Below are 12,583 nucleotides of genomic sequence, written 5' to 3' on the forward strand. Positions count from 1 at the left end.
GCCGAAGCGCTCCAGGAGTTCCGTTGCCACCCGGCGCCCCTCGTGCTTGGGCAGGTGGTGCAGGTCGGCCATCAGGAGCATGTTCTCCTCGCCGGTGATCAGACCGTCGACCGCGGAGAACTGGCCGGTGACCCCGATCGCCGCCCGCACCCCGTCCGGCGCCGCGGCGATGTCATGGCCCGCGACCTGGGCCTGGCCGCCGTCGGCCGAGATGAGGGTGGAGAGGATCTGGACGGTGGTGGTCTTGCCCGCACCGTTCGGACCGAGCAGGGCGAAGACCGAACCGGCCGGGATGTGCAGATCGATGCCGTCGAGGACGGTCTTGTCGCCGTACGACTTGTGCAGGCCGAGGGCGGATACGGCGGCCGGGGACGGCCGGCCGTCCCGCCGGTTGGATGTGGGCATGACAGATGAAGGCATGAGTCCTCCTGTATAGGGCTGGAGTGGGGGTGAGGCTGCGTGCGCGCGTACGGGGGGGGCGGGGAGGAGGGGATTGAGGCTGAGGGCGGGTGTTGCAGGCCGAGGGGGCGAGACCGGGCGAGATGGGGGAGGCGGAGCCTGGCGAGACGGGGACGCCGATCAGGCTTGGCGCGCGGTCGGTGGCCAGGGAAGTGCCAGTCCGGCCCTTGCCCGGCCGACCGCCAGCCCCTGACGCCCCCGCTCTGCCCGCCGACTCACCGCTGCCTGCTCCCCGCTACCTGCTCGCGGCTCCCCGCTGCCTGCTCCCCGCTACCTGCTCGCGGCTCCCCGCTGCCTGCTCCCCGCTACCTGCTCGCGGCTCCCGGCTCCCGGCTCCCGGCTCCCCCAAAGCAACCTCAGGCCTTGGCCCGCCGAATGTCGATGTTCCCGTACCGCGTACGGGCGAGGATCTTGACGGTCCCGTCCGTCTCCCCCGGAGTGTCCGACACGGTCAGCGTGTTGCGTACCTGCCCCGACCCCGAGTTGACGTCGAGCCACGCGGCCGTGCCCTCGCGGACGCCGATCTCGATCGCTCCGTAGCTGGTCTCCAACTGGGCGGTGCCGCGGGCCACTTCGCCCACCCGGAGGGCACCGTTCGCGGTGGTGGCGGTGACCGAGTCGCCGGCGCGGCGGATCTCGATGTCACCGTTGGCGCCGTTCACCCGCAGCTCGCCGGTCGCGGCGTCGACGGTGGTGGAGCCGTGGGAGTTCTTCAGGACGCCGGTGCCGTCGATGACACCGACACGCAGGCTGCCGGAGCTGGTGGTGATCTCGGCGTTGCCCTCGACCCGGTCCACCGTGATCGTGCCGTGCGACGCGGTCAGCCGCAGCGGCCCGGTCGTGTCGAAGCGGACGTCACCGGACGAGGTCTTCACCCGCACCTCGCCGAGCCGGCCCTCGCCGAGCACCTGGGTCCAGGCACCGGTCGCGTCGATGCGCGAGCCCGTGGGCAGTTCGACCGTCACATCGACGACGCCGGTCCGGCCGAGACCGAACAGATTCGGCTTGGGCGTCCTGACGTTCAGCACACCACCGGCGTACCCGACCTCGGTCTGCTCCGCCGCCCGCACGTCCAGGTCCTTCTTCGGATCGCGGGGCCGCACCTCGACGACCGTGTCGGCACGGTCCCCCGCGGTGAACTGGAGGGAACCGGCGTCCACATGCGCGGTCACGGAGATCGCTTCGGGAGTGTCGAAAGAAGGCATGGCTGTCCCGTCCTCTTGAGTCATTGGGGCGTCCCCGCTGGTGGGACGTGGTGTGGATGCTGGTGCTGATTCCGGCGCTGTGCTTGATTCCTTGTGCGGTACGGGCGGAGGCGCTGCTAGCGCACCCAGCCCGTGAAGCTCTGTCCGACGGCGCGGGACCTCTCCGTCGGCTGCGGCCGCGTACCGCCGTCGACCGCCGCCGACACGGCACGCGTCAGCCACGCGTTGACCGACAGCCCCTCACGGCTCGCGGCCTCCTCGGCACGGGCCTTGAGATGGGCCGGCAGTCGCAGATTGACCCGCGCGGTGCCCCCCTCGTCGCCGTCGACCGGGGCCGCCGGCGTCCGGAACGGCTCGACGGGCGCGTCCGGCTCCACGGGAGCGTCGCTGTAACTGGGCGGCAGCGTCACCACGAAGTCGGGGTCGAGCCCGCGCAGCCGCACATCGACCGAGCCGGGGGCGAGTTCACGGGTGATCTCGTCCATCGCGGCGGAGAGCACGTTGAGCATGGCCAGCCGGGTCGCCGACTCCAGAGGAGCGGTCAGCCGCTCGGCCAGCTCGCGGGCTTCGTCGCCACCGGCTTCGGCAGCCACCGCGAGTTCGCGGCGGAGGGTGTCGACATACGGGGTGAGGTCCATGACGTCATGATGGCACCACTATGGCGCCATACGCAAGCCCGAATGACACCTACCGACGAGCGACAGAAGCCAAAGTGGCCTTGAGCTGCAAATATACGGCGAGGAAGACCTGGCACATCATGGCGCCACGGGACTTCACCCACCCCCCCGGAGCCACCCCCTGGCACCCACTGGCACCACATGGCGCCACATGGCGCCACAGTGCGCCACGCGACACCATCCGGCGCCACCAGCTACCACCAGGCGTCGCCACGCCCCCTCACAGCCCCGGACACCCTTCATCGGTCCCCGCCACCGGCCGCCCCCCGGCCGCCGACACGGTCACCGCCGCCGAGTCGAGGTCGGGGCGGGTGAACAGGTACGCCCGGGCAGCGGTGCAGATCAGCTGGCTCTCGGCAATGGGCGTCAAGTCGGCCGCGTAGAAGGGCAGTTCAAGATGCACCGCGTCCTGCTGCGTCGTCACCCGCACAGTCTCCGTCGAGTCCTCCGGTATGGCCTCCGGAGTGGCCTCCAGCAGCGTGTCGGACGAGGTCGCAGTGGGCACGGGGGTCGGCCGAACCGCCTGCCGCGGCAGGTCGGCCAGCCGCGTACTGAACCCCTTGGCCCGCTCCTGCGCGGTCGGCCCCTGGAGCAGCGCCTCGACGGCCGTCGCCACATCACCGGCCACGGAGACCCTGCGGGCCGACGCGACCAGGGCACCGTCCTTGACCAGATAGACCGCGACGGTCGCGGGGACACCGCTCGCGGGCGCGCCCGCCTCCACCACACCGGTCGCCGGAATGTCGCAGGAGGTGAGCGCGAGCACCGCCACGCCGGTCAGCGGCACGGCACGACGCACGGCCCTCGCGAACCGTACGGACCGCATGAACCGTACAGACCTCATGACGCCACCCCCGACACAGAACCGTCCTTCGTCTCCGCCCCCGACTCACCCCGCCGCAACGGAAGTTCCACGGTGAAGACGGCACCCCCCTCAGGACGGTTCGCCGCACGGACCGTACCGCCGTGCACCCGTACGTTCTCCTCGGTGATCGCCAGACCCAGCCCACTCCCCTCGGTCCGGGTCCGCGCACTGTCGGACTTGTAGAAGCGCTCGAAGACGTACGGCAGGACGTCCTCCGCGATACCGGGCCCACTGTCCGCCACCTCGATGACCACCGAGCCGACCGACCCCGCCGAGCCCCCAGAGCCCTCCGAGCCCGCAGAGCCCCCAGCGCTTCCAGAACCCACAGAACCCACAGAACTCACAGAACCACCCAGCCCCCCGGACAACGTCACCCGCACCGGCCGCCCCCCGTGCCGCAGCGCGTTGCCCACCAGATTCGCCACCACCACATCCAGCCGCCGCGGATCCACCCGCCCCCGCAGCTCGTCCACCCCCGGCAGCACCGCCTCGACCTCCTCCGTCCACCCCCGCGAGGCGAGCGTGCGCCGGATCGACTCGGCGAGGTCGATCTCATCCAGGTGCAGTTCCGCCGCGCCCGCGTCGAAGCGGGAGATCTCCATCAAGTCCTCGACGAGACGGGCCAGTTTCACGGTCTCCTCGCTGATCAGCCGTACCGCCGTGGCCGTGTCCGGGTCGAGGCTGGCGGCCTCTTCGTCGAGGACGTCGGTGACCGCCGACATCGCGGCGAGCGGGGTGCGCAGTTCATGGGACACGTCCGCCACGAAGCGCCGGGCCCGGGCCTCCATGACGCGCAGTTCGGCGACGGAGTGCTCCAGGGCCGCGGCGGTCTCGTTGAACGTGTGGGACAGATCGGCGAGTTCGTCGGAGCCGTTGACATCGAGCCGGGTGTCGAGGCGTCCCTCGGCGATGCTGCGGGTGGCGCGACGGAGCGCACGGACCGGCCGCAGCACTCCGCGCGCGGCGAGCAGCGCGAGCAGCACGGCGACACCGAGCGCCGGTACGGTCGCCCGCTCGACGGCGGTGACCAGCGCGTCGACCGCCGCCTGCTCCCCGGTCTGGGGCACGGTGAGGAAGACCCGGACCCCGGTCAGCACCTCGGCCCGTCCGGCGGAACCGGCGAAGACGACCGACATACCGACGACCAGCGAGGTACGTCCCTCACTGCGCACCCGCTGGAACACGGTGGCCCTGCTGGAGGCGACGGCCTCGCGCACGGCGGGCGTCAACTCGCCGAAGGAGTCGCCCGGGAGTGACGTCTGCCCCGGGATCGAGGCCCCGTCGAGCCCGTCGTACGTGACCATGACCCGCCAGGACCCGGCGGCGTCGGCCCGTGCCACGTCCACCGCGAACTGCCGCAGCGCGGGCCGGCTCGGGGGATAGGCCAGCGTGGGCGCCAACCGGCTGACCTGGGCGCGCAGTTGGGCGATCACGGTGTCCTGGCTCTGCTTGAGCACACCGTTGCGGGCCTCCCGGAAGGTCAGCGCGCCGGTCGTCGTGGTGGCCAGGACGGCGACCAGCCCGAAGGCCACGACGAGCCGCATCCGCAGCCCGCGCAGCGGTATCCGCACCGGAAACCTCACCAGCGCCCCCACCCTCGCAGAACTCCCCGGTCGCTCCCCGTACGACTTCCCGAACGGCTCTCCGTACGACCCTCCGTACGGCTCTCCGAGCGACTCCCCCTACGCCTTCTCACCGCGCCGAGAACCGATACCCGAAGCCACGGACCGTCTGGATATAGCGAGGTTCCCGAGGCGGCTCGCCCATCTTCGCCCGCAGGCGCTTCACACAGGCGTCCACCAGACGGGCGTCGCCGTGATAGCTGTGCTCCCAGACCGCCTCGAGGAGTTGCTGCCGACTGAACACCTGCCCGGGCGAGGCGGAGAGCGTGAGCAGGAGGCGCAGTTCGGAGGGGGCGAGGCCGACCGGGCTGCCCGCGACGGTGACGGTCAGTCCGGCGCGGTCGATGGTCAGATCGCCGTAGGTGTCGATCCTCGGCAGCCCGGCGTCGCCCGCGGCCCCGCCCGTGCCGCCGGACGCCGCCGCCCCGCCCGCCCGGCGCAGCACCGCGCGGATCCGGGCGTTGAGCACGCTCGCCTGCACCGGCTTGACGACGTAGTCGTCGGCGCCCGCCTCCAGGCCGACAACGATGTCCACGTCATCTCCCCGCGCGGTCGCCATGATGATCGGCAGGGTCTGGTCGACGGACCGGATGCCACGGCACACGTCGAGGCCTGTCATGCCGGGCAGCATCAGATCGAGGACGACGACATCGGGGCGGAAGGACGTCAGATGCGTCATGCCGTCCTCGCCGGTCGGGGCGGCGGCGACATCATGCCCCTGACGGCGCAGCGCGAGGGCGACGCCCTCCCGGACGGCGCGGTCGTCTTCGATCAGCAGAACTCGTGGCATGGGGTCAGTATCCGGATCCCTCACCCCACCCCAGGGGTCTGTTACGGGATGATCACACATCATCTGACAGACTTGCGCCCTGCGGACCGTTATCTTTTCGTTACCTTCCGGGCCAGATTCGATCACATTGCGGTCACAACCTGGCCCACCATGACCGTGCAACAGACGACACCTTCCCGCACCAGCCACCGCCGTCGAGGCCGGCGCCGGCTCAAGCTCGCGCACACCCCTCGGCGGCGGCGTGGGACAGGACGCCTGTGGGCCGGTCTGGCGGCGCTGACCGTCCTCGGTGCCGCCGGGTTCGCGGCCGTCGGCTGGTCGCAGCAGGGCGGGAAGACGTCACCGCCCGAGGCGAGTTCGACCCAGCGGGCCAAGCCCGCCCCGGCGCCTTCCAGGACCACGCAGCGCCCCGAACCCAGCACGAGCACGTCCCCCGGCCCGACCCGGACCACCTCCACCCCGACCATCCCCGCGACCGGCCCGGGCACCTTCACCACCGCATCCGGCGGAACCGGCAAGGTGGGCAAGGGAAACACGCTCCGCTACCGCGTCGAGGTCGAGACGGGCCTCGACCTGTCCACCGCGGACGTGGCCGCACAGGTGGACGCGGTCCTGGCCGACCCCCGGGGCTGGACGGCGGACGGGACATCCGCCTTCCAGCGGGTCTCCTCCGGCACCGCCGACTTCGTCGTCAAGGTCGCCACTCCCGGCACCGTCGACAAGATCTGCGCGACACAAGGCCTGGACACCGGCGGCGAGTACAACTGCAGTGTGGGCCGGAACGTCATGGTCAACCTCAAGCGCTGGGAGCTGGCCACCCAGTACTACGCCGACGACGTCCGCGGCTACCGCGCCCTGATCGTCAACCACGAGGTGGGGCACTTCCTCCACCACGGCCATGTCACCTGCCCGGGCCCCGGCAAGCCCGCGCCGGCGATGATGCAGCAGATCAAGGGCCTGAAGGGCTGCGCCCCCAACGTCTGGCCCTACGACGCCCAGGGCCGCCTGATCACCGGCCCGGCCGTGCCGTGAACCGTCAGCCAAGCTTCTCCAGCTGTGCCTCGACGATCTCCTCCGGTACGACGGCGGGGGTCGAATCCCCGTCCGGGCCAGGCCTGTTGAACTCATAGAACGTGGCGACGGTCGCCCCCTGCCGGACGGCCACCACCGCGAAGGGCACCCGGATCTCGTCCCCGGCATCAGCCACGACCTGAGTGAGCCGCAGGGACACGGACTCGTCGCCGTATCCGGGGTCGTCCCGCAACTCGACGTCCTCGTAGGGGAATCCGGCCATGACGTCGTCGAAGGACTCGCACTCCTCGACGGCGCCGCGAAGCTCCGCGATCACCTTCGCGGCGTCCTGACCGCGGTGCGAGGACAGGATGACGGTCGCCCCGGACGCGCTGTCCTCCTTCGACACCACCATCCGCCCGACCCGCGCGACGGCTTCGAAGCCACTGCTTCCCCCCAACGCCCGGGCGACGGGGTCGCATTCGGCGGGATCGGCCGTCCGCCGCGACGCCTCCGTGGCGGTCACCACTTTGTTGATCTCATAGCCGCCGAGGTCCGCCGTGGTGACCACCGACTGCTCAAGTTCCGTCGCACTCAAGGGTTTCGCCTGTACGACGGCCACGTCCGCCGAGGATTCCTCCGCACCGGACTCGCACCCGGCGAGCGCCACGAACACCGTCGCCACCGCAAGAGTTACGCCCACCCGAGACTGCCGAACCATCGTCGCCCCCACCTGTTCCAGCCCCTGTACCGGGTAGCAGCGTAGATCGCCGACCCCGCTACGGAACCGCTGTCGCCGGATTACCGGGCCTTTGACAAAGGCGCCGGCACTGCGGAGGCTCCCGCCATGACCACCGACAGCGGCAGTTCGAGGACGAGTACGAGACCGCACTGCACCGGTACAACACGGCCCTGGACGAACTGTTCGCGGGCGAGGACGTGTTCGTGGTGACCTCGGACTGGTGGGCCGAGTCGACGCAGGACGACCTGGACCCCGGACTCCACACCCCCGCGGAACGCGACCGCCTGCGCGCCCGGCACGCCGACTGGCTCTCCGAGCACCCCGGCGGGTTCTGACACACGCGGTCGGCCGGCCCCCTCAACTCCCGCTGCCGTACGGCCTGGTCAGGATCTCCAGGTTGTGGCCGTCCGGGTCGTCGAAGTACGCTCCCCGGCCTCCGTCGTTGTGGTTGATCTCGCCCTCCTGGCGGTGCCAGGGGTCCGCCCAGTACGTCAGCCCCCGCTCCTGAACCCGGGCGAAGATCGTGTCGAAGTCGGCCTCCGACACCAGAAACGCGTAGTGCTGCGGCGTGATGGCCCCGGCGGTGTCCATGAAGTCCAGGGTCACGCCGTTGGGAATCTCCACCGGGATGAACGGGCCGTACGGGGGGCTCACCTCCAGCCCCAGGATGTCGGCGAGGAACTGCGCCGACGCCTGTTTGTCGTGTGCGGAGACGATCGTGTGGTTCAGCTCGACGGTCATCGTGGGCCTCCTCACGATCCAAGCTACTCTGACACCGGGTTAAGGTAAGGCTTGCCTTAGCAAAGGCCTCCCCTGAGTACCCCCACTGAACACCCCCACCGGAGCAGTCATGCGCGCACTGAGAATGAAGGCCGCCTTGGCCACCGTCCTGGTCGGAGGGCTGCTGGTCGGCTGCTCCTCCACGGATTCCGGGAACGGCGGGAGCGGCGGAACCACCGGCGCCGAGAAGCAGCGCAGCAACGTCCTCGGCGGTGCCTCCGAGGGCCCCTCCGCCGCCCCCAGTGCCCTCGCCGACGGCATGGGTTCCGACCAGGACACCGACGGCGCCTTCCCCCGCACGGTCACCCACTTCGAGGGCGAGACCACCCTGACGACCGAGCCGAAGAAGATCGCCGTACTCAGCACCGGCCAGCTCGACGACCTCCTCACCCTCGGCGTCGTCCCCACCGCGACCACCCGCGCGGACAACGCCGGCCTCGTCCCCGACTACCTCGCCGACGCCTTCCCCGAGGACAAGGCGAAGCTCGCCGAGATGACCGACGCGGGCACCCGTCAGGCTCCCAACCTCGAGTCGCTCGCCGCCGCCGAACCGGACCTGATCCTCGCCAACGACTCCCTCGGCGACCTCTACCCCAAGCTCTCGAAGATCGCCCCCACCGTGATCACCGCGGGCAACGGCATCAACTGGAAGCGCGACCTCCTTCTCGTCGGCGACGCGGTCGGCAAGGGCCAGGCGGCCCGGTCTCTGCTGGATGACATCGTTGCCGACGCCCGCACGAAGGGCGCCGCCCTCGACGCGGACCCCACCGTCTCCATGGTCCGCTTCACCCCCGACCGCACCCGCATGTTCGGCGTCTCCTCCTTCACCGGCTCCATAGCCGTGGACATGGGCCTGTCCCGCCCGGAGTCCCAGCGGTTCAACGCCATTTCGGAGGACATCGGCCCGGAGAGCGTCGACACCGCCGACGGCGACTGGATCTTCTACTCCGTCCAGGGCGACGCGTCGAAGACGGACGCGGCGAGCGTCCTCGCCGGCCCCCTGTGGAAGTCCATGAAGGCCGTGAAGGCCGGTCACACGGTGAAGGTCGACGACGACCCCTGGTACCTCAACGCCGGTCCCACGGCCGCGCGTCTGGTCGTACGACAACTCGCCGAGCACATCGGCAAGTGACCACCCGAACCGCCCGACTCGCCTGGCCGGCGGCCGTCCTCGCGGTGGCCGCCGCGGCGCTCCTCAGCCTCGCCGTGGGCACCCGCGCGATACCGCCCTCCACCGTCCTCGACGCCCTCCTCCACGGCGGCGGCTCCCCGGACGCCCTGGTCGTACGCTCCCTGCGCCTCCCCCGCACCGAGATCGGTCTCACGGCGGGCGCGGCGCTGGGCCTCGCGGGCGCCACCCTCCAGGGCGTCACCCGCAACCCCCTCGCCGACCCCGGCATCCTCGGGCTCAGCCAGGGCGCGGCGGCCGGCGTGGTCCTGGCCATCACCCTCGGCCTCGCGAACGGCTTCACCGGCTACGTCCCGTACGCCTTCGCCGGCGCCGTCGCGGCCGCGTGCCTGGTGTACGCCATCGCCGCCCGCGGCCGAGGCGGCGCATCCCCGGTGAAGCTCGCCCTCGCGGGCACGGCGTTCTCGGCGATGACGGCGGGCGGCACGACCGTCGTCCTCACCTCCAGCTCGGCCACCCTCGACCAGTTCCGCTTCTGGCAGGTGGGCGCCCTCAGCGGCCGCGACGCCGACACGGTCGTCCGCATGCTGCCCTTCCTGTGCGCGGGCGCGGTGCTGGTCCTGGTCTGCGCCCGCGGCCTGGACGCCCTGGCCCTGGGCGACGAGACGGCCCGCGCCCTGGGACATCGGGTGCATCTCGTACGAGGTTCCGCGGCACTCGGCGCCACCCTGCTGACCGCCGCCGCGGTGGCCGCCGCCGGGCCCATCGCCTTCGTCGGACTCGCGGTCCCCCATCTGGCCCGGCGCCTGGTCCGCGGCGGACACCGGGCGGTACTGCCGCTCTCGGCACTCCTCGGAGCGGCGCTGCTGGTGGCCGCGGACGTGGCGGGCCGTGTGGTGCGCGCACCCGCGGAGGTACCGGCGGGCGTGATGACGGCGCTGGTCGGCGTGCCGGTGCTGGTCGTCCTCGTACGGCGGAGGGGCGCGGTCTCATGACAGGCACCGCGCGGATCGTCGTACGCCCCACCCCCGCCACCTCCGTCGTCCTGCACCGCCGTTCGCTCACCGTGGGGTTCGTCCTGCTCGCCCTCCTCCTCACGGTCATGCTCGTCTCCGCCTGCCTCGGCCAGACGTACGTCTCCCCCGCCGAGGTCTGGCACACCCTGCGCACCGGGACCGGCCCTCACGAGCTGGTCGTGGGGGAGCTGCGCGTCCCCCGGATCGTCCTCGGCGCGCTGGTCGGTGCCGCGCTGGGACTGTCCGGCGCCCTCGTGCAGACCGTCACCCGGAATCCGCTCGCCAGCCCGGATGTCATCGGCGTGGGCCACGGGGCCGCGGCGGCCACCGTGCTCGCGCTGGCCACCGGGGTGATCACCTCCCCCGGTTCGCTGCCTCTCGTCTCCGTCGCCGGGGGACTCGCGGCCGCCGCTCTCGTCTACGCACTCGCGTGGCGGCACGGCATGCAGCCCAGCCGTTTCGTCCTCACCGGTGTGGGCGTCGGGGTGGCCCTGTCCGCCGTCGTACAGCTGTATCTGACGGACAGCGAGCTGGAGGCGGCCGAGCAGATCAAGCTGTGGCTGACCGGGAGCCTGAACGGGCGCGGCTATGAGCAGGCAGGCCCCCTGGCCGTCGTACTGCTCCTCACCCTGCCCGCCCTCGGGTGGGCGAGCCGTGCGATGCGGCCGCTCGGGCTGGACCCGGACACCGCCGCCGCACTCGGCGTCCGCGTCGACCGTGTCCGGCTCGGGCTCACCGTGCTCGGCGTCGTGCTCGCCGCCACGGCGACCGGCGCCGCGGGCCCCATCGGCTTCGTCGCGCTCACCGCGCCCCAGCTGGCCCGCCGTCTCACCCGTACGCCCCAACTACCGCTGCTCAACGCCGCGTTGACGGGAGCGGTCGTCCTCGTCACCGCCGATCTCGCGGCCCGCACCCTCGTCCCCCCGCTGGAGATCCCCGTCGGCGCGCTCACCGCGCTGGTCGGTGGGCCGTATCTGCTGTGGCTGCTGGGCCGGCGTACCGGGGCGGCACGCTGAGGGCCCCGGAGCAGTGCGGCTCCGGGGCCCTCGGTCTCATGGCCTGTCCCACGGGGACGATGGCGTCAGATCGTCGCCGTGTCGATCACGAAGCGGTAGCGGACGTCGCTCGCCAGGACCCGCTCGTAGGCGTCGTTGATCTCGTCGGCGCGGATGAGCTCGATCTCGGCGCCGAAGCCGTGCTCGGCGCAGAAGTCCAGCATCTCCTGGGTCTCCCGTATGCCGCCGATGCCGGAGCCCGCGAGGGTCTTGCGGCCGCCCATGACGGAGAAGAGGCTCAGGGCGACCGGCTCCTCGGGGGCGCCGACGTTGACGAAGGCGCCGTCCGTCTTGAGCAGGGACAGGTAGGCGTCGAGGTTCAGCGGGGCGGAGACCGTCGAGAGGATCAGGTCGAAGGTGCCCGCGAGCTCCTTGAAGGTGACCTCGTCGCTGGTGGCGTAGTAGTGGTCGGCGCCCAGTTTCAGGCCGTCGTCCCTCTTGCGCAGCGACTGGGAAAGGACCGTGACCTCGGCGCCCAGCGCGTGTGCGATCTTGACGCCCATGTGGCCGAGGCCGCCCATGCCGAGGATGGCGACCTTCTTGCCGGGACCGGCGTTCCAGTGCTTGAGCGGGGAGTACGTGGTGATGCCCGCGCAGAGCAGCGGCGCGGCCTCGTCGAGCGGGAGGCCGTCGGGGATGCGGAGGACGTACTTCTCGTCCACGACGATCTTCTCGGAGTAGCCGCCGTAGGTCGGCTCGCCGTCCTTGCCGACGGCGTTGTACGTGCCGATCATGCCGCCGCCGGTGCAGTACTGCTCCAGGCCGGCCTTGCAGTTGTCGCACTCGCGGCAGGAGTCGACCATGCAGCCGACGCCCACGCGGTCGCCGACGGCGTACTTGGTGACGCCGGGGCCGACCTCGGAGACCACTCCGGCGATCTCATGGCCGGGGACCATCGGGAAGATGGCGGTGCCCCAGCCCTCGTTGGCCTGGTGGATGTCGGAGTGGCAGATGCCGGCGAACTTGATGTCGATCAGGACGTCGAACTCGCCGACCGGGCGACGCTCGATGGTGGTGCGCTCCAGCGGGGCCTTGGCGGCGGGGGCGGCGTACGCAGCAACGGTGGTCATTCCGGTGTTCTCCTAGCAGTGGTGTCGCACCCGGACGCCTTCTGACCGGGTACGACGTTCAGCTTGCTGGAGCGCGAGGTGTTCACCCAGGTCACGCTTTTGCGTACGTCCGGTGTTCCTACCACTGGCGGGGTCAGGATGTTGGTCGTACGACCGTGAATA

Annotated in this window: 14 protein-coding genes; 5 read left to right on the forward strand and 9 right to left on the reverse strand. The window is 71.2% G+C overall.

Annotation, left to right across the window (positions count from 1 at the left end):
• The 6 genes from PH203_RS48255 to PH203_RS48280 form a co-directional block, all read right to left on the reverse strand.
• Positions 1–405: ATP-binding cassette domain-containing protein (locus PH203_RS48255; RefSeq protein ID WP_289929200.1), on the reverse strand; the 405-nt coding region annotated here is incomplete at its 3' end.
• Positions 406–815: 410 nt separating this feature from the next.
• Positions 816–1,664 carry a DUF4097 family beta strand repeat-containing protein gene (locus PH203_RS48260; RefSeq protein ID WP_289929201.1) on the reverse strand — a complete coding sequence of 283 codons (849 nt, stop codon included), beginning with the start codon at positions 1,662–1,664 and terminating at the stop codon, positions 816–818.
• Positions 1,665–1,780: 116 nt separating this feature from the next.
• Complete coding sequence (locus tag PH203_RS48265) at positions 1,781–2,302, reverse strand: toxin-antitoxin system HicB family antitoxin (protein WP_289929202.1); 522 nt, start codon at positions 2,300–2,302, stop codon at positions 1,781–1,783.
• 259 nt (positions 2,303–2,561) lie between these two features.
• The gene (locus PH203_RS48270; RefSeq protein ID WP_289929203.1) at positions 2,562–3,185 is read right to left on the reverse strand and encodes a hypothetical protein; all 624 of its coding nucleotides are present in this window, start codon (positions 3,183–3,185) and stop codon (positions 2,562–2,564) included.
• A complete protein-coding gene (locus PH203_RS48275) occupies positions 3,182–4,750 on the reverse strand; it encodes a HAMP domain-containing sensor histidine kinase (protein ID WP_289929253.1) in 1,569 nt (522 codons plus the stop codon). Before PH203_RS48275 ends, PH203_RS48270 begins: the two co-directional genes overlap by 4 nt.
• A 148-nt stretch (positions 4,751–4,898) precedes the next feature.
• Positions 4,899–5,618 (reverse strand): response regulator transcription factor, encoded by a 720-nt coding sequence (locus PH203_RS48280; protein ID WP_289929205.1) that lies wholly within the window; start codon positions 5,616–5,618, stop codon positions 4,899–4,901.
• Between the two features lie 276 nt (positions 5,619–5,894).
• On the opposite strand from PH203_RS48280, the gene PH203_RS48285 reads away from it, so the two are divergent.
• A complete protein-coding gene (locus tag PH203_RS48285; protein WP_289929255.1) occupies positions 5,895–6,650 on the forward strand; it encodes a DUF3152 domain-containing protein in 756 nt (251 codons plus the stop codon).
• 4 nt (positions 6,651–6,654) lie between these two features.
• Here the strand turns inward: PH203_RS48285 and PH203_RS48290 are convergent, their stop codons facing one another.
• Entirely contained in the window at positions 6,655–7,350 is a 696-nt protein-coding gene (locus PH203_RS48290) for a hypothetical protein (RefSeq protein WP_289929206.1), read from the reverse strand.
• Between the two features lie 224 nt (positions 7,351–7,574).
• Here PH203_RS48290 and PH203_RS48295 point away from each other — a divergent pair, with 224 nt between their 5' ends.
• Complete coding sequence (locus PH203_RS48295) at positions 7,575–7,706, forward strand: hypothetical protein (RefSeq protein WP_289929207.1); 132 nt, start codon at positions 7,575–7,577, stop codon at positions 7,704–7,706.
• Positions 7,707–7,728: 22 nt separating this feature from the next.
• Here the strand turns inward: PH203_RS48295 and PH203_RS48300 are convergent, their stop codons facing one another.
• Positions 7,729–8,112, reverse strand: a complete 384-nt coding sequence (locus PH203_RS48300) for a VOC family protein (protein ID WP_289929208.1) — start codon at positions 8,110–8,112, stop codon at positions 7,729–7,731.
• Between the two features lie 109 nt (positions 8,113–8,221).
• Between PH203_RS48300 and PH203_RS48305 the strand changes: the two genes are divergently transcribed.
• From PH203_RS48305 to PH203_RS48315, 3 genes are read left to right on the forward strand one after another with little or no spacing between them, the layout of a single operon-like run.
• A complete protein-coding gene (locus tag PH203_RS48305; RefSeq protein WP_289929210.1) occupies positions 8,222–9,283 on the forward strand; it encodes an iron-siderophore ABC transporter substrate-binding protein in 1,062 nt (353 codons plus the stop codon).
• On the forward strand, positions 9,280–10,275 hold the full coding sequence (locus tag PH203_RS48310) for an iron ABC transporter permease (protein WP_289929212.1): 996 nt from the start codon (positions 9,280–9,282) through the stop codon (positions 10,273–10,275). Before PH203_RS48305 ends, PH203_RS48310 begins: the two co-directional genes overlap by 4 nt.
• Positions 10,272–11,312 carry an iron ABC transporter permease gene (locus tag PH203_RS48315; protein ID WP_289929215.1) on the forward strand — a complete coding sequence of 347 codons (1,041 nt, stop codon included), beginning with the start codon at positions 10,272–10,274 and terminating at the stop codon, positions 11,310–11,312. The genes PH203_RS48310 and PH203_RS48315 overlap by 4 nt, the downstream gene beginning before the upstream one ends.
• Positions 11,313–11,377: 65 nt before the next feature.
• Here the strand turns inward: PH203_RS48315 and PH203_RS48320 are convergent, their stop codons facing one another.
• Positions 11,378–12,421 (reverse strand): NAD(P)-dependent alcohol dehydrogenase, encoded by a 1,044-nt coding sequence (locus tag PH203_RS48320; RefSeq protein ID WP_289929216.1) that lies wholly within the window; start codon positions 12,419–12,421, stop codon positions 11,378–11,380.
• Positions 12,422–12,583: the final 162 nt, after the last annotated feature.

It is taken from the genome of Streptomyces sp. S.PB5 (genome assembly GCF_030403745.1).
Lineage (GTDB): Bacteria > Actinomycetota > Actinomycetes > Streptomycetales > Streptomycetaceae > Streptomyces.

Bases quoted from the DNA above. Each gene is read 5' to 3' on its own strand.
- PH203_RS48290 (WP_289929206.1), bottom strand. From the start codon at position 7,350: ATGGTTCGGCAGTCTCGGGTGGGCGTAACTCTTGCGGTGGCGACGGTG.
- PH203_RS48270 (WP_289929203.1), bottom strand. From the start codon at position 3,185: ATGAGGTCTGTACGGTTCATGCGGTCCGTACGGTTCGCGAGGGCCGTG.
- PH203_RS48265 (WP_289929202.1), bottom strand. From the start codon at position 2,302: ATGGACCTCACCCCGTATGTCGACACCCTCCGCCGCGAACTCGCGGTG.
- PH203_RS48275 (WP_289929253.1), bottom strand. From the start codon at position 4,750: ATGCGGCTCGTCGTGGCCTTCGGGCTGGTCGCCGTCCTGGCCACCACG.
- PH203_RS48315 (WP_289929215.1), top strand. From the start codon at position 10,272: ATGACAGGCACCGCGCGGATCGTCGTACGCCCCACCCCCGCCACCTCC.
- PH203_RS48280 (WP_289929205.1), bottom strand. From the start codon at position 5,618: ATGCCACGAGTTCTGCTGATCGAAGACGACCGCGCCGTCCGGGAGGGC.
- PH203_RS48260 (WP_289929201.1), bottom strand. From the start codon at position 1,664: ATGCCTTCTTTCGACACTCCCGAAGCGATCTCCGTGACCGCGCATGTG.
- PH203_RS48320 (WP_289929216.1), bottom strand. From the start codon at position 12,421: ATGACCACCGTTGCTGCGTACGCCGCCCCCGCCGCCAAGGCCCCGCTG.
- PH203_RS48305 (WP_289929210.1), top strand. From the start codon at position 8,222: ATGCGCGCACTGAGAATGAAGGCCGCCTTGGCCACCGTCCTGGTCGGA.
- PH203_RS48300 (WP_289929208.1), bottom strand. From the start codon at position 8,112: ATGACCGTCGAGCTGAACCACACGATCGTCTCCGCACACGACAAACAG.